Genomic DNA, 19,231 nt, shown 5'->3' with positions numbered 1-19,231 from the left:
TCTCAACCAAATGCTAAAAGTTTATAATTTGTTCATAATTTAGCCATTTGGAGTTTATATTTGCTTGCTATAATAAATTATACAATAAAAAAGGAGATTATCTTATGAAAGTTCAAAAAATAGTATTGTTCTCATCTGTCTTAGCACTTGGTGTCTTTGCAGATACTTATGTGTCAGATCACTCGACCCAAGCCAATCAGGTGTCTCAACATTCATCTTCACATAAAAACGATTCTTCATTAGGAAATCAATATGAAAAAACATTGTCACAGACAAACTGGCAAGGCACAAAAGTTTATGATGCGCAGGGCAATGATTTAACAAAAGAAAATAGTAACTTCATCGGCCTTGCCAAGTATGACAGCAAAACAGGTTACTATGAATTTTTTGATAAGACAACTGGAAAAACAAGAGGTGATGAAGGAACATTTTTCGTAACAAATGATGGTACAAAACGTGTTCTCATCTCTGCGACACAAAACTATCAAGCTGTCGTTGATATCACAGAGTTGAATCACCACAAATTTACTTACAAACGAATGGGTGTCGATAAAAATGGTCAATCTGTCGAAGTATATGTCGAACATGTACCCTATAAGGCGAAAAATCTTAAATTTACACATGGTCGTGAAAAATTGCATATTCAAACAGGCAAAATTGTGAAGTCAAAGCCCGGCAGTCAAATTCTTGGTAGTACCTTATGGCATGGTACAGTAGTACGTGATGAGCAAGGTAATGACGTGACAAAAGAAAACCAGATGTTTATTAGTCTTGCGAAATTTGATGCACAAACTAGCAAATATGAATTTTTCGATGTCAATACAGGCAATACCCGTGGTGATTTTGGTTACTTTGATGTGATTTTCAAAAATAAAATTAGAAGTCATGTTTCTATTGGTCAAAATAAATACGGTGCAGTATTAGAAATCACCGAGCTAAATTCTCAAAAATTTACTTACAAACGTATGGGGAAAGATGCAGCTGGTAAGGATATTGCGGTCTATGTTGAACATGAGCCATATAGAGGGGCTTTTAATCCAGCATTTACCTTCTAGTAAAAAAATAGAGTATTTTACTCTATTTTTTTTATGCCGATTCAAGGAGGGACAATAGAAAAGCATTTTATTTACATTCATACTTACTGCAGTTTATTAATAAATTCTTGCATAAATATACATATAGCTGTATAATAAATCCAAAGAAATACATAAAGAGGAAGAAAATGTCGCAACTTAAAAAAAATAAATTAACAGCAATTTCTTTAGCCCTGATGATTTTTACATCGGTGTATGGCTTTGGGAATGTTCCGCTCGCCTTTTTTCAAATGGGCTACGGATCAATCATTTGGTATATTATTAGTGCCTTAGTCTTTTTCATCCCATTTTCTTTAATGGTCACTGAATTTGGTTCAGCTTTTAATGCTGAGAAAGGTGGTATTTATACATGGATGGAAAAATCAGTGGGGCCATCCTTTGCCATGATTGGTACTTTGATGTGGTATATGTCCTGGGTTATCTGGTTTGTCTCTGTAGGAAACCGTATATTAGTTCCTATTTCTAACATGATTTTTGGCACAACGATCTTACCAAGCACAGTTATTGTGTCACTTTTGGCCATTCTTATCATGTTTCTCGTGACGTTCATTTCGCTTAGAGGGCTTGAAACCATAAAAAAAGTGGCCTCAGTTGGAGGTATTGCTGTTGTTTCCCTTAATTTTATTCTCATCATCGGTGCCTTTATTATTTTAGCTAAAAGTGGTTTTCAGCCTGCAACGCCCTTAACGATAAAATCCTTGATTTCAACACCAAATCCAACATTGCAACCTACAAGTTTTGTTACTTTTATTGCTTTCTTAGTATATGCTATTTTTGCCTACGCCGGAGTAGAATCCGTGGGAGGACTGGTTGATGAAACAGTGGAACCGAAAAAGAACTTTCCTAAAGGTATCTTACTTTCGGCAGCCATTATTGGCATTGGTTATTCTTTCATGATTCTTTGTACAGGTTTTTTCATTAATTTTGATAAAGACTGGATTCCGGGGATTATGGATGGTTCAGTCAACCAAGGTAATATTACTTATTTTATGATGCAGCAGCTGGGTGAAAAACTGGCAGAATCCTTCAATCTATCATCTGGTGCTGTACATACTTGGGGAACAGTTTTTGCTCGTTATGTAGGTCTCTCGATGTTTCTCACTCTTATAGGTGCACTCTTTACTTTGATTTATTCTCCCCTTAAACAACTGATGGAGGGGACACCGGAAAAAGTGTGGCCAGGAAAACTTGGAAAAATAGAAAATGGTGTGCCTAAAAATGCTATGAAAGCTCAATTCATCATTGTGACTCTAATGATTTTATTGAATATGGGAATTTCACTCATCAATAAGGGAGCAGCAGATAAATTCTTCCTAGTCATTACTAACATGAGTAATATTGCTTCTAGTCTTCCTTATGTCTTTATCGTCTTTGCTTATATCAAATTCAAGAAAAATCAGGCGATCGAGAAACCTTTCACGATTATGAAAAATCAAGCCTTTGCTATTGGCATCTCTTGGATTGCAGCACTGATGATTATTCTGGCGGACTTCTTTACAATTATTGAACCCGTCATAAATTATCTCCAAGCGCCAGCTGAAATTCCTTTGGGAAGTGTGTATTCGGATATTATCTCAATGATAGCTGGACCAGTTGTCTTCAGTGTATTAGGCTGGTGGCTGATCCGAAACTATAAGAAGCAAAGCGTTAAGATATAAAATATCAGGAAAAGACGGAAATCTTTGAAGAGATTATTACAATTTTAGGAAATTCCTAACATTTCTTTGGAAATATTTTTCCTCACAATTTATTTTGAATTGATTCATGATATTATATGCTATAATATGATACTTTGTTCGGATAGCTATATTTACCCACCTCAGATATAATTAAATTTGGCTAATGTGTCAAAATGTGCCAAAATATCTTGAAATAATTCTTTAAACAAAAAGTAGAAAAATATTATTTTTCTACTTTTTTTGTATTTAAGTAGAGATTTTAGAAAGGTAATAAATGAGTAATACAGACGACGATATTATTAAAATCGTAAATAAAGCGATTATGGAAATCAGTAAGCGTGCTACTTCAATGAATATTCTGGCACTAAGCGAGCTTTTAGCTCATGTTAATGGAAACAAAACTTTAACGTTAGATGAATTTATTAGATATACTTCTGCTTCGCCAAAGGTTATAAGAAAATATATCAAAAGTGGATTTATCGTCCCCATTGTGTACCCAGATTATGAGTCCACTCATGAAATTTTCTTTGACCGAGAGGATGGAGATAAATTAATAGAAAAGTTTAAACGTAAAGGATTTATTCCAAAACTATAGGGGAAACGGTTATCTATGAGCCCAGAGACAATAAGAAATTATTACCTAGCTGAACAGCGGTTTCAACTAGAGATTGCCCGTGAATTGGCAGAGCCTTTAAAAGATAAAATCAATGAGCTTCCTTTTGAAATGTTAAGTGATATTTCAAGAGAAAGCCTGACCTACTATACAAAGGATTTGTCTTTTGATGTAGACACCCACCATGAACTACTAGTTATTTTAAAAACACTCAGACATTATCCTATAGACCAGCGTCAATTAAGTTTTTGGAGAAGGGTAGTGGATGATCTCTATCGATTTATCAATTTTGATATTCTACCGCGTCAGCTATTGATTGACTTTACGGATACCTTTATTGCTGAGCGACTTTTAGTCGGTATCCGGCTAGTTGTACTTTATGGTACGCTTCCAAGAATTTCAAAAGATATTTTATGTGATGCTTTAAATTTTTCTGAAAAAGAGCTTGAACTTTTTGTGACGATACAGAGATTTGGCTTTAACCCAGACGCATTCTTATCAAATAATGAATATCTAAAATCGCTTGTATCTAAGTATAGAAATAATCCATTTACTTTCACTTCAGAAACTTTCAAGTACTACGACGAAGGACATTTGCTTATTCCGATTTTCATTTGTTATTTGCGAAGTATTTCCAAAAGAAAGACACCGGAAGTTCTGAATCGTATTCTAAGAGGAGACAATCTCTACTTTGCAAAAAAAGGACGAATAGAGGTGTACACTTTCGGACTACATATTAAAGGCTATTCTAATCCGAAAATAGTCGATGATTTACTTGACCGCACTTATGATGTAGAGGAGTTTAAGACAATTTATGGGATATCAGACTAAATTTACGCAATTACAAAAGTCATTCTTAGGCACGGCTTCGATGTTTTATGATTTGACCTACAGAGACCTTACGAAGATATGGTCGTATGCGGGGGGAAAAACCAAAAAGCCTCCATCTTCTTTACTTAAGAAGGCAGAGCAGCTGAATATTTTGACACTAAGTACAGATGATGCTGACAAAAAAACAAAATATAATTTTAATTCTAAAAAATTAAATGGCTATTTTGAAGTGAATATAAGACCCAAGAGTACCTTTGAAGAGCATTTCGAAGAACATGACCAGTATTTAAGGAAGCTTGCCTTAGAGGTACTAGAATACTTCACAGGGTACCAATTAGAATTTCCCGTCAATAGAACTTTTAAAAATCATGTGCCAGACCTTATCTTCAGCAAGACGAATCATTCTATGATTGTAGAGTTTGATAATTTGACAGAAAAACGTTTTGATTTTGTTTCAAAGTTCCCACGCTATATAGACGATTTCGAGGAAGTTCCTAAAGGTGAGTTTATTGACCTTATATTTGTCTTTAAAGGAGCTCCCGTTCAGAAAATGACAAACTTTTTAGAAACAGTAAGCCATATAAAAACGTATGACGGAAAATCTCTTCTTGAATGGTTAACACTGTACCCAAATATCAATATTTATTATATTTCAGAATGGAGCTGGTCACTATTGTCACGCGCCCTGGTACAAAAGACTAATGCAGTGGATGTCCCATTAGTTCTAGAATATGCCAAAGCTCTGCACTACTATAATATCAAGTATTACTTAAAGCTATTGACTTTGGAAGAAAGACGACTTGCTTTTGAAAATATCGTATACAGTGATATAGAGTCTTTACCCCAATTAGATATTATGTACCCTTCACGCGCAGACCCCTCGTTATCTTTAAACAGCAAAACAGTAGGGAAGTTACTGAGAGGTTTGGATACTTCTTCAGTGAAGGAAGATATTCCAAGTAACCCAGACTCTCCAGAACCTCCCCCTTCTGTTTCCTTATTCATGTAAGAAGATAAAAGCAGTAATCAATTCTAGAAAGAAAATACAATGAAATTTTTTAATAAACCACAAGTGCTTGTATGTACTACATCACAATCAACCTTTAGCATGCTTAAGGAAGCATATGGCAAAGACTTTAAACTCACACTCCTTCGTGGCACAGATGCACTTCGTACTGCATTAAGTAAAAAAGTCCTACCAGTCATCTTTGATGGGAGCATATCTTCTCTTGAAAGCTGTATGGAATATATGGAAGAGTATGAAGAAAAATATTCGGAAGTACAACCCTATCAAGCTTTCTGTTTATTCCTATCTGATAAGCAACTAGAAAAAGAACTTAAGAAACAAGACCCTTCTGGGAAGGAAAATATTCTAAAAGAAATCTATGAAAGTGATATTGTTTCTTCAATCTCTAATATTAATAACAAAGAAAGTTACGCTCTTGCCTCAGAGATTATAACAGTCCCAGAGGAGGCGAATACCTTTGAGGAAGTTTTAGACATTTTCCCTAAAGCAAAAGCTGAATATTCTAGTAATAGTAATTCAAGCCCTGTAACTCCATCTGCGTTACCTGAAGTTCAAGAAACTGAGATTAGTGAAGAGGTTTCTCATGTATCTATCGGTGAAGTACCAAATATCTCTGAGCTTATGGGTTCTATTTCTACACAAGCGACAGTACCTGGAGAAATAAATGAGGTTGAATTGGCATCAGAGCAAGACACAACTCCAAGTACTCAAGTTAGCGAAGTAGACGCAACACCTTCTCTCCCACAAGTCCCTGAGGCACCAGCCACATCAGTTGCACAAGAACCGCATTTAGGGAATGGTACCTCTGGTGACGAGGGAAAGACTTCCCAAAGTAAAAGTAATGGTATTGATTATCAACTGGCTTTTGAGGAACTTAAAGCTAAACACGAAGCCTTTATTGTTGAAGCTCAGTCAACAGCATCTAATTGGAGTGAAGCTTATAATCAATTGAGTGCGGACAAACAAAAAATTGAACAAGAGCTTTCTGAGGTAAAACAAAATAGTGTTGACTCTCAGTCTAGTGTAAGTGCCCTAACCTTACGTAAAGAGTTTGAAGCCCATGAACAAACCATGGTTAATATAAAGAATGCGATCAATACCCAAGCTGAGAAGGAGATAAAAGACAAAGAAATCCTTATTAAGAGCCAGAAAGAAACAATTAAAGACCTTCAAAGAAAGCTTGAAGAAAAAGAAAAGCAAGCTGATGCTGAAGCTGTTAAACGCGTGAAACTACAAGATGAACTTGAAGAGTATAAACAGTTAGGTACTCGATTCCAAGAGATGATGAGTAGCTTTCCGTTCGCCTCACCAAACAATCGTTCAAGTCAATCGACACAGTCCGTAAATCGTTCTGTAGAGAATAGGAACAATTCTAAGGATCAGGTATCTTCAAATCAGGATTCTCAATCTCATTCAGAAAATAAAAATCCGCATGGAAAAGCTTCTAATCCTTCGAAAAAGGTGAAGAATAAATCCATGCAAGATATGATTCAATAAATATCTTTTCTTACTCTCTGTGGCCTGTGTCACGCGCGTGAGAGAGGAAAGATAATATGTACAGGTTAACTCATTGGTTAGAGGACTACCCACGTGTAGTAGAAAGATGTTCGATTCACCTTATCTGTATAAGCCATAGTTTAATGGCTCTGTATTTTACCGCACTTTACTCTTGTGGGAGAAAACAAAATAACGAAGAAGGGAGCCTTTTGTTTTATGGATGAATTAGAGAGCGAACAAGAACTCTTGAAGATACTCCATACACTAAGACAACTTTATAAAGCACGGATGACTTCATTCCCTATAACAATATACACTCCAGTAGAAAGATATGTCACTCTGCTTAATGAGCGATCCCCTATATTGGGAGGTGATGATTAAGAAGTCTGGCAAAGTATATTAAAAGGGTTGTCCTACTTCCCTAATGCAACTTTTATTTTAGATGGTGTATATCATGAAAAGGTATCAGATTGTTCCTCTAAAGCTTACCCAGAAAAACAGCTAACCCTCTTTGATAATAGCTGATGAGCTCTATATGTGTAAAAGCAACACAGATACATGTGTAAATATTACACATGTACTTAAGTAAAAACTACACATTTAGAATTCACTAGTGTAAAAATAGCACATCTATATGTGCAAATATTACACATGTACTTAAGCAAAAACTACACATTTAGAGAAGATTAATACTTTATAAGAATATTACTATTGCTATTGCTATTAATATTAATAGCAATAAATCAAGGAAGAGAAAAAGCATGGAAATAATAAGGAGATTAATGCCTAATGTTTAATCTAGCAGAATTAATTAAAAGAATTTTAACCTATCATCCAACCCGATTTCAGTTTATTATTTTTGTCTTTCTAGCTATTGGAAATTTATTACTCTGCCGGTTAGTAATTGCTCTGGTTACAAAGAGTGATGACGCGTCAGAGTGACCAAACATTTTACTATTACTATTGCTATTAATATTAATAGTAGCGACAATAAAAAATTGAAGAATAGGGAACATGGAAAATCATATACAACAAAAGTTAGATAATCTGGTCTCTGAACACCCAGGTATCTCCATAGCTGAGGTTGCTCATCAAATGAGGTGCAAAGAAACTCATATTCTTTTACTCATTAATAAATACAACCTTTATAGGGTATCAGGATACTACTCTCTTGTTATCGAAGGGTTAAAGAACGTTATTAAGAGACATCCAGAATATGGTTACAAATATTTGTCTTACAAGACAGGTATGGGTCAGAAACAAATTCAGAGATATTTAAAAAATGAAAACTTACCTCTTCCAAGCAATACAAGACGAGTGAAATGGGTGATGAAGAAATTTCCTGATTATTCATTAAGCCAGTATGCGAGTTACTTGAATTTATCAAAATCTCAGGTCTTTAGAATTATAAAGGAGTCCGAACTCTATGATGAAGTGTCAATCAAGAACCTCCTTATAAATTATCGTGAACTTCAAGATGATTATAAGGATCGAGAACATAAAGTTATGAAGGCAACTGTTTTAGGAAAAAATGCAAAAGTGATTTGTATTACGGATAATGAAATTATCGAAGCAAAGCGCGTGTTTTACAATAGGCCAGAATTAAAAACGGTTGAGAATGTTCCCCACTTCCAACGAAAAAAGTATAAAAGTAAAAACAATTTAAATGATTTTAATACTTATCTGTAATGAGGAAGTACGGAAATAAAAAAATCACTTTACTATTAATATTAATAGTAGATAGAAAACTTAGGAGAAAAAATCTATGTATGCTTCAGACACAATCCCAATGACACTAACGAGTGAATTCATTATTTTATTATTTATGACCATTCTACTTCCAATTTGGTCGCCATTCCTGATTATATGGTTGGTATTTGGGAGAATTCATCACTTTTTCACGCGCCTTAGCTCAAGATAACAACATTTTTCAGATGAGAGATAAGGTGAGTAAGTTTTAAAGACTAATGTTGCCATTACTATTAACGTTAATAGTAATACTTTAGAAGATTGGTATAAGTGATTCAAGTAGAAAAGAAGGAATTATGATTGAAGTAAAAACATGCACTGATGAGCAATCAAAAGATACTTTTGATATGTATGCCAAAGTAATTAATATTTTTAAACCTACCCCAGTACATTATCGAGGTGACTGGCTAAGCATTGAAGAAAGTTATGACCCAGCAGAGGGTTCCTTGTTTTTAATTGCGACGGATTCAAAGTCAAAGAACTCATCAGTTAAAAAAGAAGAAATTCTAGGATGCATGGGAGTTAAGAGATATGGGGAAATAGCAATTTTAAAACACGTTGCTGTTGATCTAAGATACCAGGGTACTGAAGTAGAAATACAATTTAATAATGAACGAGTTAAACGATATGAGAAACAATATAATATAGCAATATTCTTACTTGAAGAGCTAGAAAAGCTTTGTGTTAGTCAAGGAATTTTGACGTTGATTATTGGTACTGATTCTTATTACCCTAGTGGTCTTAAATTTTATAAGAAGAATAATTATTCTTCTCTCAAAGAAAATCAAATCTTAGATAATCAGGATATTTATTGTGCGTATCAAGATTATAAAGATATAGATGATACATGGTTGATTAAGAAGTTAAGCTATAACGTTATATAAGAGACAAAAATCAACCATTACTATTAATAGTAATAGAGAGGAAGGCATAAACAGGAAATGAAAAAATGGATTAAACAGCACCCGAAAAAATTTAAGGCGCGTGGCTGGAAAATTGTTTTCAGCATATTAGTCGCGTATATAGCATTTATTTGCTACGGCGCTTTTTCTCCTGAGGTTTCAATGCAGGACGGAGGTTGGGTACGGCAAGAAATAGCCGCAAAAGTATTTTACGATAATAATATGTCAATATCACAGCAAAAGTTAGTTGATGAAGCCTCAAAATTAACGCCATCACGTACTAAGGAAATACAACAGCTAGAGTCTTCTCTTTCCGATAGTTATGATAGAAATACAATTGATGGATATGCGGCCATTCAAGAGGCAATATGGAAAAAACAATCAGAGGATACGGAGAAAAGTTTAAAGCTTCTTAAGCAAAAAAATAGATTAAAAAGACAAGTTGCTATTGTATGGGATACCTTTATTGACATAAATGGCAAAGGTGCTGGTTTAATTTATGGTGCACTATATCATTGAACATAGTTAAAAAATATTTAACCCAAATTACTATTAACATTAACAATAATAGTAATAACAGGAATAAAACATTAGAGTATCAATCACGCGCCGTATTAGAGGACTTAATTGTCACCGTAAATTACTACGATTACGATTACTATTGCTATTAATATTAATAGCACCAGAGATTTCTTAGGATAAGAGTTAGTTAAATGTCACTTTGATTAATTGAGGGTTCGACTCCCTTACTTCACTATTAGATTTAATAAATCTAAATTTCTCTTTGTTACTCTTAACATTACTATTGCCATTAATATTAATATTAATGGCAATAAAGAGAAGGAAATATAATATAACGTTAAAGCTTTTCAAGTTAACAAACTAAATTGGAATTAAGATTAGGGGAGATATTTTGTCAGTAAAAAAATACAGAAAAAAAAATAAGGGGTATGAAAGTCTTAGTCGTGAATTCTTACAGCGTAATGATTTGAGCTTAGAAGCACGAGGCCTACTTGCTTATATGGAAAGTATGCCAGATGATTATGTTTTTCATAAAACACAGCTTTACAATTGTTTTGAAAAAAATAAAAAAACATCTGTAGAAAGAATATGGAATGAGCTTCTGGATCATCACTTTATTATTGCTTTCTCTAGAGGTTCAGGTCCAAAACAAGAATTTGATTATTTGTTTACACATAACTCATTTTCAGAACAGGACATAAATGAATTAAATAAACAATATTTTAAAGATGGTTGGGAAGTTGCTTATCGTTCTGGATCTAATAGAAAACCACCCTCCTTTTATCGAAAAAAGGCTAAAAAAGAGGAAAATAAAGATAGCTACAAACCCAGTAAACATCAGGGTGTTGAAAATCAACACCCTGATAACAGTGGGATTCCTTTGGGTGTTGATTTTGAACAGCATGATTTGAACAGCACAAAATCAACAGGTAATAAATTAACTAATAAAGGTTTTATATTAAATGGGGATGAGGAGGAAGAAAAGAATAATAAAAAAAGAATTTCTGCTTTTGAAGAAATCGCCAAAAAAGAAATTCCTGAAACTTTAGAGATGATTGATTCTATTTCTAAACAGATGATGGATCCAGAACAATCTAGAAATATTATTCGCTTTGAAGTTGTAGAATCATTAGCTTCATTACCTAGTCCACTACAAGTGAACATATGGTTGTCTGATGCAATAAGCTATAGCTCAGAACATTGTAACTCTTTCTCTCATTTAGCAGAGTATATTGCCAATAACTATAAAATGCGTGTTCAACGCTGGAATATAGAAAAAGCAAAAGATACTTTTAGAGAAAAAGCGCAAGAAAATAATAATTTCCATATTCCAATGGATGGGCCTTGGAATGGTAATTAATTCAGACTATCAATGCTGATAATAGGAAGATAGATTAATAAAATGAAAATAAAAAATTTACTACTTCAACCAGGTAATGTATCAATTTTAGGAAATCCTGGTACTGGAAAAACGACACTTTTAAAATTAATAGTGGAGGAAGCAATAACATTAAACGAATATGACAAAATTATTATTTACACTCTTCCAGTAAATAATATTGAATGGTCGGAGTTTAAAAAGAATAAAAAAATTAAACTTATAGACTCCCATATTTCAATTGATCCTCTGGAATACTTTATTAATGTTCGAAAACTTGTACGTTCTAACAAATCAAACTTAATAATAATTGATGACCTTGATAATTTTTTGGGAGATCTAATACAGAATAATAGCGTAAGAAAATTTCGAGTATCAGAACCAAATATGAGTTGGAATTTCCTTGAAAAAAGCGACATGGAACTTGCAATTGATCTTCTAAAAAGGGATATATGCAGTTATCCTCCAACACAGTCAAAATTTTGTATTGCGAATTATAGAGATGAAAACATCTTAGATTTTTCATTTTCCCATGAAATTGAGTTTAATGATTTGGAGAATACCTATGATATTGGTGATTTTCAATATACGACAAAACATAATCTTGGAAATTACTTAGAAGAAAATAGGGAAGACTACTGGGGAAATTACTAAAAGAAAAGGACAAAATGATGAGAAAAAATAAACTAATAAATTGGAGGCTTTACATCTTAACAAATACCGCTATTTGGGGTATTGCAACTTGTAGTAATGATATTACTATCTATAGCGTATTGTTTTTGTTTAGTACTGTTATAACAGCAAACTTCGCTATAAAATTTACTTTCTTACAAGCAATTAGTATGGCCAACCAAAAGGAGATTTTATAGTGAACAAAAATAATAATATTTCAACCGCATTCAAGATTTCAAAAACAGATTCAAAGATTATTGAAAACATAATAGAGTATGAAGGTACTCCAGAGGCCATATTACGCTTTGAGGAGCTTTCAGAACAACTTTCTGACTATTCGTATTGGTTTCTTCTATCGACGCTCTGGGTGAGTTATACAGGTTACACAGAGCTCCAAACTTGGAAACGACTTTTTAGTAATTCACGCGCGAACAAAAGTATTAGTTTAATGAAGCCTGATGAACTGAGAGAGCTGAAGAAACTACCAAATAAAATTCTTGCTTATCGCGTACATCGCAAGGATGAAACAGATTGGATTGCTTATACGCTTGACTTTGATGTTGCCCTACGATTTGCCAAGGAAAGAGAAACTGATGAAATAACCGTTTATAAAATTAAAAAGAATAGCATTTTGTCACTCTTTTTGAGACGTGGTGAATTTGAGGTCTTAGTTCTTGATAAAGATAGGGCACAACAGGTAACGACAATAAAAATGAATGACAAAACGAGTAGGTAAGTTTACTCAAACATAGAAAGAATAATATTATGGGAATAACAAAAAAAGTAAAATATGTTTTAAAAACAGGAAAAGAAATTTCTTATGATGAATTAGAGTTGATAAAGAATCAAGAGTGGGAGGAAAAATCAAGCGTAGAAATTGAGTCTGGCTGTCACGTCCTCATCGATCATCTTAAAAGGAATAGGAATGGAAGTGAATTAATTCAAATCCTCAACCCTAAATTTTCGACTAATACTTTTGTTGAAGAAGGTGAAGAAGCTTTATTGGATTGGGAAATATCTTCTGGTGATCAATTTTACATTAAGTTCGACGGAACTGTTAAGGGACTTTTGGCTGCTTTTAAAAATTTTTATTATAAAGCTAATCATAAGTTTCCCTCTTTTGAGGAGTGGGTTGTTATAAAGCCTGAGGAATATAAATACAGCAGTCGCTTTGAAATGTACCAAGGTTATGTTGAAGATATCATCAATGGGGAATGGGATAGTGAAGCACATGATCCTGCATTAATTGTTCCAAAAACAGTTGATGAATTAAAAAGGGACATGACTCTAGATTCTGACTTGAGAGAGGTGATTAATAAAGAATATTCTAGAGAATGCGGCTTTCATCATTTGTTTAATCAATTAGTTGATTCACCAGAGTACTGGAATAGTATTAAATATTTAAATATATTTAAGTACTGAGTTAGACATTCATTGACTTTAATTATATAAAGAAAGAAGAAAATTAATCTATGGATTATCAAAAAAGACTAGATGAGGCTACAAGCTTGGGGCATATTCAAGAAGTATATAACGAAGCTTTCGACAAGGCCACTAAAGAGATGGAAGATGGGGGCCAACAGCTTGTTTATGAGGATGGTAGCATCAACATTAGTTTAGGTGCAACAGATTTTTCTTTAATGCTTTCTGCAGAGTCTCATGCAGTGAAATTATTGGGAAAAAAGGAAAAGGGCCGGTGGATAAAATCAAATTTTGACTCTTTTATTTCTCAGAGACTCAAAGAATTAACGCAAACATCCTACTCCATTGCTTCTCCGGCAGAATGTATTGATTATGCAGAGTTGTTATTTGATGTGGCAAGACAAACAGATGAGGAAAATTGGGAATATTTTAGAGAAGAGGAGTATATCCACGCGCGTGATTTCCTAAACTATGGATACTATTCAAGAATTATTATGGCTAGGGCACCAGGTGAAAAGCATGGTGTACCTGTGGGATATATACAAGTAAGAATTTTGAAAGCTGCAGCACCTCAATTACTTTATAAAGACTTCTACCACAAAGTGGGCTTAAGTAGTGTTGACCTCTGGGAGAAGTGTGATCACTTCAAAGAAGGAAGTCCTGTTTACATTGACGTTATTGCTGTTAAGAGGAAGTATCAAAACAATAAAGCCATTCTAAATCTAATTCATCAAGCAACAGTAGATATTTTACGGGATATTTTTCTGATAGAGAAAGATTCATTCAATATCTTTGCGGTTGGTGTTACAAATAAGGGCAGAAAGATGTGTCAGTTACTGGGCATGGAGAAATTATCTGAAGTTGAGAGAGGTGAGGGCCTTAATTTACATACTCGTACATTATTCAGGTCAAATATAAATACCTTTGAAAAACAATTGGTAAAGTTTAGTCCCAAAAATAAAAAAAATAATAGAAATGAGAAAAAATAATGAGTCTACAAACTAAAGAAGAATTCTACTTTGGAACAGAAAAGATTTTACTAGAAAACCCTGTACTTTTTGTAAATGAACACCCTTCGATTAAAGAAGGTCTTAATAAACTCTATCGGAACTTTTTTGAAGGTATGGCTCAATTAAGTAGAGAGTATTTTAATTTTGAAAATGATTTTTCAGCGTATAAAAATATTGTTCGAATTTCTTTAAAAGAAAAAGCTTATGTCATAGCTAAAGAAACGGGAGTAGCTTATACAACAATTCATACTTTGAAACGTCATGAAGAACTTGACCATTGTAAATTTGAAACTTTTGAAAGAGTCTATCTAAAATCTAAGTCACTAATTAATATTGAATTTACAAATGACATAATTAACAAGTCAAACGAAGAGCTAAAACTTTTATTAATGGAATACCATAGCGAACTTTCAGATTTGGAAGTAACTAATCTTAGAAATTGGGAGCTCAAGTCTCTTCAACAATTAAAAAAAGCAGAATCCTTATTTTTAGGTTTGGTTACTAACCTAGACGTTCCAAAGAAGAAAGTTGAAGAATTTTTGAATTCTAATATAAAGCCTGAGGTTTTGAAAGAAACAGGATTGAGCTATAACTCAAGATATGAACTTGTCAAGGGAAAAAGAAAAATTGTAAAACTAAAATTGGAAACTTTTGAGGCGTTATATTTACTTTCAAGAAAAGGTACCCTTTAAATTCAAATTTATTTTCTGAGTATGGGTAATACTGACTGTGAAAAAAATGGATTAGCTCTTAATTCTAAGGTTTTAGTGGTAATTTCTAGAAAAAGATAAATGAAGATAAAATGATGGATCAATTTAAAAACTATAAAGAGGCAATTGATGTATCCTTTCCAAAAGTGATGGGATATGGATCGTGTTTGATTGCCAAGACCTTTGAAGAACGTACACCTGAACAAAATACTTCAGAGGAATATGTAAATGAGTGATAATCTGTTTTTAACACAAGAACAAGCCAATAAGTTAGTCGATGAATATGTAAAAAAGATTGCTCTTAGAGACTTTAATAGACCCTTTTTACATCAAGCAAAATTTTTTCCTTTCCAAGCACATACAGGAACAGCTGGTCAAGTAAGATTTCCAAGAGACAACGCCCCCATAATGGAACTCTATGCTAGACATTTCGCATCTCCTCGATTTATAAAAACAGTGAGGCATGAATTAATACATTATTTTCTCTTTATGGATAATAAGCCTCATGGTCACAATAAAGAGTTTAAAGAATGGTCTTGTCGTGTTGATGCAGGAGGAACATATCATCATGAAGGGGATGAGTTTCTCTATTTTAGGGGTTATTGCCCTGAGTGTGGCCAGATTAAAAGAATACGTTACGGAGATGACGAGAAACAGATGACCTGTTTGAAATGTGAACATCTAGGGTTAGAAATAGATAATTTATTTGGAATGAATGAAATTTGGATAAAGCAAGCTGATACTGCTAGAAAAAATATTATTGAAAATCCAAGATATATTGTTTTGTTACCAGATGGGAGCTACTTAAGAAGTGAAATGAGCCAACATCTATTAAAGGTGCCAAAAGAGACTACAACCAGCATGAGAAGTGCCTATGTTACTAGTGATCTCTCAGAAGCGTTGAAGAGGGCGGAGAGATACTTTGGCCAAGTAAAGAAATACTATACAGCGGACCATGAATTTATCGAATCACCTTATATTTACCAATGCAAAGAGTGTAAAAGGCTTGAGAGAAAAGACTCCCCCTTTTTACTCCATCGTTTAATTTGTGGACGTTGCAAAGGAGATAAATTTATTTTCAAGGGGATTAAGTAATCTTTGGACAATATGAAAAGTGTCTATTTTATGGTTCCTGATAAAAAAATAAGCGTTATAATAACATTACTATTAATAGTAATAGTAATAGTAATCATAACGAGGAGAAAAAATCATGATTAAAGTATTTGGTGAAGATAAAGAAAAAACAGTACAGAAATGTGTAGATTGGATGAGTGCTCACCATCTGTCTTTTGAGAGAGTGAAAAATACTAATGTTGATAAAGAAACTGTCATTGATATTTTAAAGCTGTCAGAAGGTGGATTTGATGATTGTGTAAAAAGTGGTTATCGTGCTGCAATGAATAATTGTTCATTTACTGAAGCTTTAAATTTTATTGTTAAAAATCCAAATTTATTACGTGAGCCAATTATATGGAATGATAATAAACTTGTTATCGGTTTTCAAACAGAAGAATTGACTACTTTTTTACCAAGAGGACATCACATTTAAGGTATTTAGTAGATGAGGAAAAACCAGAATATTTTAAACGGACGAAGAATTCTACGAAGACTGTTAAATTTAAAGGACCTGTTTAACTTTGACATTTATGATTATCAAAGAGATCAGCTCCCAGGAGCAACAGTATTCTTGTTAGTGCTCCATAAAGATAACGGGACAATTTTACGAAAAGTTCTAGCAAAAAGTTTCTCTGCACAAGATAGTAACGCGGTTTATATGATAAGTGATTCCTACCAGAGTCACGAACTTTTACAAATTAAAGCAAAAGGAAAAATATTAAAAAAAGGTAAATCAAAATGAAACGTGTACTGAATTATCCCGGGAGTAAATGGGGTTCTGCAAAAATTATCATTGATCTGATGCCTGAGCATAAATCATATTTAGAATTATTTGCAGGAAGTCTAGCGGTTTTCTTTAATAAGTCAAAGGATACCCTTGAAACAGTAAATGATATAGATGGACGTCTAGTTAATCTTTGGAAAGTTATGCGTGATAGGCCCGCAGAATTACAAAGAGCAGTTCACATGACACTTTATAGCCGTGAAGAATATGAAATGTCAAAAGAAATTTCTGACAATGAGTTAGAAGATGCAAGACGGATGTTAGTGCGTTGCTGGTTTGCGGTAGGAGGAAAAACCAACGCAGACGTAGGATTTAAGCGTAATATTAGCTGGAATGGCCCTTACAACACGTATGAGTGGTCCGAGTTACCCATGCGTATCCAACAAGCAGCAGAGAGGCTTAAAGATGCCCAGATTGAACGTAAAGATGCAGTAGAGTTACTCAAAGAGATGAATGATAAAGATACTTTAGTTTATGCGGATCCTCCCTACTTGCATGAAACTAGGAAATCTAAGCACTATGCAAACGAAATGAACTATACAAAACATGTTGAATTACTGGACGCTCTTAAAAATCATAAAGGCCCGGTTATTCTTAGTGGGTATGAATCTGATTTGTATAATACGGAGCTTAAGGATTGGTGGAAAATGACTTTTGACCAACAGGTCGGAATTACGACTAAAAAGAAAAGGACAGCTACAGAAGTCTTGTGGTTCAACTTTGAGCCTTCTGGCCAGATGAATCTTTTTGAGGATATGGATGATTTTTGCAATATATAGAGGGGAAAAGTTTCTAGATGAAAGAACGATTGAAGAACTTGCGGAGAGATTTAATGTTAAGCCGGAGACAATTCTCTTTTGGTCTTACCCAGCAAATATAAAACGAGACAGAGGAAATCGAAAAATAGCGGTTAGATTGGATTAAAAATGAAGAAGTGGTATCTATCGACTCCCATGAATGGGAAAACAGAAGAAGAAATTCAAGCAGCGTTGCAACGTGGTATTGACTGGGTAAAAGAACGAGGAGAAGAATATCACTCTCCCTATAATCCAGATAATGCAGCATTTAACGATAAAAATGAAGTTCATGATCCTAAGCCAATAGCAATGTTAGCAAAAGCAATTGAGCCAATGGATGAGTGCACAGGAGTATTATTTATTGGTGACTTATGCGATTTATATGGTAGTCGAGGTTGCTCAGTGGAATCTTTAATTTCAAGAACTTATGGAATGGAGCGAGAAAAAATTGATTGAATAGAATTCTTTGATGTAGGTATAACTAGCATCGTTATACAACACGAATACTAGAAAACAATGTATTGAAATACTGGTCAATTAGGAGGAAAACAAATGGCACAATACAGATTTAAAGGACATCGATGGACACATGGACAAGGCTGTTTATTAAATATCTCAGCTGAACCAAGGAGAGAAGCGGTTTATAGTGAAGATGTTTTCGAAAGCTTGGAAGAAGCGAAATTAGAGTGGTTAAAAGACCCATGGATTGAAAGCCGAGATGGAAGAACTTGTACACTTACTACAGAGATTGTGAGGACTGAAGGATGGGATTAAAAAATATTGAACCACTTTATATTATTGGGCTTCCACGAATGGGGAGTTTAGAGCCAGAAACACTCACCATTGGGAATCGTGATGAAGCAAGTATTTATTATGGAGATTTCTCATGTTCAGAAATCAAATGCTACTCTGACAGACAGGTGTTAGATTTTGCGATAAGCTTTGCGGCATTTGCATTGAAAGAAGGCGAGCCAATTGACTTGGTGACCAGTGAGGACTACCAGAAACACGCTGAAGAGCTATTAAAAAAATATAAGGAAGAGAATTAGATAATACAACATCAAACACAATAATTGCAGAATCTGTTATTGGGTAATGGATTAATAACAAATATGGAGGCAATGAATGAAAGCATATTATTTATCAGTTGAAGGTAGAGATGATGATGGCGGAGCTGTTGTATTCGCTAAGAACTATAAAGAAGCCATAAATGAGTGGGATTGTGATTTAGAATATGAAAATTGGATTGATCGACGCTGTCACAGAGTTCCTGAATTTGATGGTATGGAAAATGCTTCTCACTATGAAATGACACTAAAACAATGGCATGAAGGCTGGTGGTTTAATACTGTAGTTCAATGTCCTTGGGAAGGGGAAGCCACTGAGGCAGAATTTAAAGAATGGTACGACAAGGAGTATTCAAAATAA

General features: G+C 33.9%; 23 protein-coding genes. All 23 read left to right on the top strand.

Annotation, left to right across the window (positions count from 1 at the left end; genetic code table 11):
• The first annotated feature begins 104 nt into the window (after positions 1 to 104).
• The 23 genes from BZZ03_RS00670 (at position 105) to BZZ03_RS00550 (ending at position 19,231) form a co-directional block, all read left to right on the top strand.
• Entirely contained in the window at positions 105 to 1,055 is a 951-nt protein-coding gene (locus BZZ03_RS00670) for a DUF4822 domain-containing protein (protein WP_086582048.1), read from the top strand.
• Positions 1,056 to 1,222: 167 nt separating this feature from the next.
• Positions 1,223 to 2,752: a glutamate/gamma-aminobutyrate family transporter YjeM gene (gene yjeM / locus BZZ03_RS00665; protein ID WP_019293151.1), complete on the top strand. Its 1,530-nt coding sequence runs from the start codon at positions 1,223 to 1,225 to the stop codon at positions 2,750 to 2,752.
• Positions 2,753 to 3,047: 295 nt separating this feature from the next.
• Positions 3,048 to 3,368 carry a hypothetical protein gene (locus BZZ03_RS00660; protein ID WP_086582046.1) on the top strand — a complete coding sequence of 107 codons (321 nt, stop codon included), beginning with the start codon at positions 3,048 to 3,050 and terminating at the stop codon, positions 3,366 to 3,368.
• A gap of 15 nt (positions 3,369 to 3,383) precedes the next feature.
• The gene (locus tag BZZ03_RS00655; RefSeq protein WP_086582045.1) at positions 3,384 to 4,217 is read left to right on the top strand and encodes a hypothetical protein; all 834 of its coding nucleotides are present in this window, start codon (positions 3,384 to 3,386) and stop codon (positions 4,215 to 4,217) included.
• Positions 4,201 to 5,226 (top strand): hypothetical protein, encoded by a 1,026-nt coding sequence (locus BZZ03_RS00650; protein ID WP_086582043.1) that lies wholly within the window; start codon positions 4,201 to 4,203, stop codon positions 5,224 to 5,226. The genes BZZ03_RS00655 and BZZ03_RS00650 overlap by 17 nt, the downstream gene beginning before the upstream one ends.
• A gap of 39 nt (positions 5,227 to 5,265) precedes the next feature.
• Positions 5,266 to 6,741, top strand: coding sequence for an AAA family ATPase (locus BZZ03_RS00645; protein WP_086582042.1), 1,476 nt, complete (start codon positions 5,266 to 5,268; stop codon positions 6,739 to 6,741).
• A gap of 1,014 nt (positions 6,742 to 7,755) precedes the next feature.
• A complete protein-coding gene (locus BZZ03_RS00640; protein WP_086582040.1) occupies positions 7,756 to 8,430 on the top strand; it encodes a hypothetical protein in 675 nt (224 codons plus the stop codon).
• 356 nt (positions 8,431 to 8,786) lie between these two features.
• Entirely contained in the window at positions 8,787 to 9,374 is a 588-nt protein-coding gene (locus tag BZZ03_RS00635; protein ID WP_086582039.1) for a hypothetical protein, read from the top strand.
• A gap of 57 nt (positions 9,375 to 9,431) precedes the next feature.
• Positions 9,432 to 9,911: a hypothetical protein gene (locus tag BZZ03_RS00630; protein WP_086582037.1), complete on the top strand. Its 480-nt coding sequence runs from the start codon at positions 9,432 to 9,434 to the stop codon at positions 9,909 to 9,911.
• 394 nt (positions 9,912 to 10,305) lie between these two features.
• Positions 10,306 to 11,274, top strand: a complete 969-nt coding sequence (locus BZZ03_RS00625) for a hypothetical protein (protein WP_086582035.1) — start codon at positions 10,306 to 10,308, stop codon at positions 11,272 to 11,274.
• A 33-nt stretch (positions 11,275 to 11,307) separates the two neighbouring features.
• Positions 11,308 to 11,946: an AAA family ATPase gene (locus BZZ03_RS00620; RefSeq protein ID WP_416171631.1), complete on the top strand. Its 639-nt coding sequence runs from the start codon at positions 11,308 to 11,310 to the stop codon at positions 11,944 to 11,946.
• Between the two features lie 214 nt (positions 11,947 to 12,160).
• Positions 12,161 to 12,700 (top strand): hypothetical protein, encoded by a 540-nt coding sequence (locus tag BZZ03_RS00610; protein WP_086582029.1) that lies wholly within the window; start codon positions 12,161 to 12,163, stop codon positions 12,698 to 12,700.
• A gap of 29 nt (positions 12,701 to 12,729) precedes the next feature.
• The gene (locus BZZ03_RS00605; protein ID WP_086582028.1) at positions 12,730 to 13,386 is read left to right on the top strand and encodes a hypothetical protein; all 657 of its coding nucleotides are present in this window, start codon (positions 12,730 to 12,732) and stop codon (positions 13,384 to 13,386) included.
• Between the two features lie 50 nt (positions 13,387 to 13,436).
• Positions 13,437 to 14,375, top strand: a complete 939-nt coding sequence (locus BZZ03_RS00600) for a hypothetical protein (protein ID WP_086582027.1) — start codon at positions 13,437 to 13,439, stop codon at positions 14,373 to 14,375.
• The gene (locus BZZ03_RS00595; RefSeq protein WP_086582026.1) at positions 14,375 to 15,088 is read left to right on the top strand and encodes a hypothetical protein; all 714 of its coding nucleotides are present in this window, start codon (positions 14,375 to 14,377) and stop codon (positions 15,086 to 15,088) included. Before BZZ03_RS00600 ends, BZZ03_RS00595 begins: the two co-directional genes overlap by 1 nt.
• A gap of 110 nt (positions 15,089 to 15,198) precedes the next feature.
• Positions 15,199 to 15,342, top strand: coding sequence for a hypothetical protein (locus BZZ03_RS11960; RefSeq protein ID WP_158092861.1), 144 nt, complete (start codon positions 15,199 to 15,201; stop codon positions 15,340 to 15,342).
• Positions 15,335 to 16,201 carry a SprT-like domain-containing protein gene (locus tag BZZ03_RS00590; protein ID WP_086582025.1) on the top strand — a complete coding sequence of 289 codons (867 nt, stop codon included), beginning with the start codon at positions 15,335 to 15,337 and terminating at the stop codon, positions 16,199 to 16,201. Before BZZ03_RS11960 ends, BZZ03_RS00590 begins: the two co-directional genes overlap by 8 nt.
• A 115-nt stretch (positions 16,202 to 16,316) precedes the next feature.
• Positions 16,317 to 16,655, top strand: a complete 339-nt coding sequence (locus tag BZZ03_RS00585; protein ID WP_086582023.1) for an ArsC/Spx/MgsR family protein — start codon at positions 16,317 to 16,319, stop codon at positions 16,653 to 16,655.
• 305 nt (positions 16,656 to 16,960) lie between these two features.
• A complete protein-coding gene (locus BZZ03_RS00575) occupies positions 16,961 to 17,785 on the top strand; it encodes a DNA adenine methylase (RefSeq protein WP_086582019.1) in 825 nt (274 codons plus the stop codon).
• Positions 17,786 to 17,959: 174 nt separating this feature from the next.
• Positions 17,960 to 18,259 (top strand): hypothetical protein, encoded by a 300-nt coding sequence (locus BZZ03_RS00565; RefSeq protein WP_143466325.1) that lies wholly within the window; start codon positions 17,960 to 17,962, stop codon positions 18,257 to 18,259.
• Positions 18,260 to 18,355: 96 nt separating this feature from the next.
• A complete protein-coding gene (locus BZZ03_RS00560; protein WP_086582014.1) occupies positions 18,356 to 18,577 on the top strand; it encodes a hypothetical protein in 222 nt (73 codons plus the stop codon).
• Complete coding sequence (locus tag BZZ03_RS00555; protein ID WP_086582012.1) at positions 18,568 to 18,852, top strand: hypothetical protein; 285 nt, start codon at positions 18,568 to 18,570, stop codon at positions 18,850 to 18,852. The genes BZZ03_RS00560 and BZZ03_RS00555 overlap by 10 nt, the downstream gene beginning before the upstream one ends.
• Positions 18,853 to 18,928: 76 nt before the next feature.
• Entirely contained in the window at positions 18,929 to 19,231 is a 303-nt protein-coding gene (locus BZZ03_RS00550) for a hypothetical protein (protein WP_086582010.1), read from the top strand.

The sequence above is a fragment of the Lactococcus petauri genome, assembly GCF_002154895.1.
Classification (GTDB): Bacteria; Bacillota; Bacilli; order Lactobacillales; family Streptococcaceae; genus Lactococcus; species Lactococcus petauri.
This window is presented reverse-complemented; position numbering and strand designations above follow the sequence as displayed.

Bases quoted from the DNA above. Each gene is read 5' to 3' on its own strand.
- BZZ03_RS00655 (WP_086582045.1), top strand. From the start codon at position 3,384: ATGAGCCCAGAGACAATAAGAAATTATTACCTAGCTGAACAGCGGTTT.
- BZZ03_RS00640 (WP_086582040.1), top strand. From the start codon at position 7,756: ATGGAAAATCATATACAACAAAAGTTAGATAATCTGGTCTCTGAACAC.
- BZZ03_RS11960 (WP_158092861.1), top strand. From the start codon at position 15,199: ATGATGGATCAATTTAAAAACTATAAAGAGGCAATTGATGTATCCTTT.
- BZZ03_RS00560 (WP_086582014.1), top strand. From the start codon at position 18,356: ATGGCACAATACAGATTTAAAGGACATCGATGGACACATGGACAAGGC.
- BZZ03_RS00660 (WP_086582046.1), top strand. From the start codon at position 3,048: ATGAGTAATACAGACGACGATATTATTAAAATCGTAAATAAAGCGATT.
- BZZ03_RS00635 (WP_086582039.1), top strand. From the start codon at position 8,787: ATGATTGAAGTAAAAACATGCACTGATGAGCAATCAAAAGATACTTTT.
- BZZ03_RS00670 (WP_086582048.1), top strand. From the start codon at position 105: ATGAAAGTTCAAAAAATAGTATTGTTCTCATCTGTCTTAGCACTTGGT.
- BZZ03_RS00590 (WP_086582025.1), top strand. From the start codon at position 15,335: ATGAGTGATAATCTGTTTTTAACACAAGAACAAGCCAATAAGTTAGTC.
- BZZ03_RS00585 (WP_086582023.1), top strand. From the start codon at position 16,317: ATGATTAAAGTATTTGGTGAAGATAAAGAAAAAACAGTACAGAAATGT.
- BZZ03_RS00605 (WP_086582028.1), top strand. From the start codon at position 12,730: ATGGGAATAACAAAAAAAGTAAAATATGTTTTAAAAACAGGAAAAGAA.
- BZZ03_RS00650 (WP_086582043.1), top strand. From the start codon at position 4,201: ATGGGATATCAGACTAAATTTACGCAATTACAAAAGTCATTCTTAGGC.
- BZZ03_RS00595 (WP_086582026.1), top strand. From the start codon at position 14,375: ATGAGTCTACAAACTAAAGAAGAATTCTACTTTGGAACAGAAAAGATT.
- BZZ03_RS00565 (WP_143466325.1), top strand. From the start codon at position 17,960: ATGAATGGGAAAACAGAAGAAGAAATTCAAGCAGCGTTGCAACGTGGT.
- yjeM (WP_019293151.1), top strand. From the start codon at position 1,223: ATGTCGCAACTTAAAAAAAATAAATTAACAGCAATTTCTTTAGCCCTG.
- BZZ03_RS00555 (WP_086582012.1), top strand. From the start codon at position 18,568: ATGGGATTAAAAAATATTGAACCACTTTATATTATTGGGCTTCCACGA.
- BZZ03_RS00550 (WP_086582010.1), top strand. From the start codon at position 18,929: ATGAAAGCATATTATTTATCAGTTGAAGGTAGAGATGATGATGGCGGA.
- BZZ03_RS00600 (WP_086582027.1), top strand. From the start codon at position 13,437: ATGGATTATCAAAAAAGACTAGATGAGGCTACAAGCTTGGGGCATATT.
- BZZ03_RS00630 (WP_086582037.1), top strand. From the start codon at position 9,432: ATGAAAAAATGGATTAAACAGCACCCGAAAAAATTTAAGGCGCGTGGC.
- BZZ03_RS00645 (WP_086582042.1), top strand. From the start codon at position 5,266: ATGAAATTTTTTAATAAACCACAAGTGCTTGTATGTACTACATCACAA.
- BZZ03_RS00575 (WP_086582019.1), top strand. From the start codon at position 16,961: ATGAAACGTGTACTGAATTATCCCGGGAGTAAATGGGGTTCTGCAAAA.